This window comes from Micromonospora sp. 15K316, from assembly GCF_004348525.1.
Lineage (GTDB): Bacteria > Actinomycetota > Actinomycetes > Mycobacteriales > Micromonosporaceae > Micromonospora.
On the sequence record NZ_SMKG01000433.1, the window covers coordinates 1 to 939 of the forward strand.

General features: G+C 75.6%; 1 protein-coding gene and 1 pseudogene. One reads left to right on the forward strand and one right to left on the reverse strand.

Going from position 1 to position 939, the window contains the following annotated elements:
* Positions 1–15 precede the first annotated feature (15 nt).
* A complete protein-coding gene (locus tag E1211_RS32170; RefSeq protein ID WP_243709807.1) occupies positions 16–516 on the forward strand; it encodes a DUF4870 domain-containing protein in 501 nt (166 codons plus the stop codon).
* Positions 517–591: 75 nt separating this feature from the next.
* Here E1211_RS32170 and E1211_RS32175 read toward each other — a convergent pair.
* Positions 592–939 (reverse strand): annotated as a pseudogene (locus E1211_RS32175) (coproporphyrinogen III oxidase); the annotation flags it as partial.

Sequence of the window (939 nt, forward strand, 5' to 3'; positions counted from 1 at the left end):
GAGACAGCCGCACCACTGTCCGGGTCACCCGGACCGGCCGGCTATCCCCCGCCCGGTGGCTATCCGCCGCCCGGCGGTGGCCAACCCCCGTCGGGCGGCTATCCCCCACCGGGCGGTTACCCGCCGGGTGCCGGATATCCGACCGGAGGCGGCTACGGCCCACCGGCCGGCTACGCCGGCAACGAGGACAAGACGTGGGCGCTGGTCGCCCACTTCGGCGGGGCGCTCGGCGCGCTGATCAGCTTCGGGCCGCTCGGCTTCGTCGCCCCGCTCATCGCCTACCTGGTACGCGGGCAGCAGTCCCCCGCCGTACGGGCGCACGCGCTCGCGGCGCTCAACTTCCAGATCCTCTGGTCCGGCATCGCCTTCGTGCTGCTCTTCGTCAGCTGGTGCCTGCTCTTCCTGCCCAGCGTGGCCGTCGTCGTGATCCAGATCGCGTTCGGCGTGATCGCCGGCATGAAGGCGAACGAGGGCGCCGCCTACCGCTACCCGATGTCCGCGAGCTTCATCAAGTGACCCCGGCCGGCCGACGTCCCGGTCGGCCGGCGCGCGCCACCTCCGGGCCCGGCCGGATGCCGTTCGGGCCCGGGTCTACGGCAGCAGGTCCCGGACGACGGCGTCGGCGAGCAGCCGGCCGCGCAGGGTCAGTACGGCGCGGCCGGCCGCGTAGCCGTCCGCGGCGAGCAGACCGGCGGCGAGCGCCCGCTCGGCGCGGGCCCGCCCCGGGTCGTCCAGCACGTCGAGCGGCAGCCCGGTGGCGAGGCGCAGCCGCAGCATCACGTCCTCCATGTGCGCCTCGTCGGCGCTGAGCACCTCCCGGGCCAGCCCGGGCGACCGCCCCTCGGCGAGGCGCTGGGCGTACGCCGACGGGTGCTTGACGTTCCACCAGCGCACCCCGCCGACGTGGCTGTGCGCCCCCGGCCCGAGCCCCCACCAGTC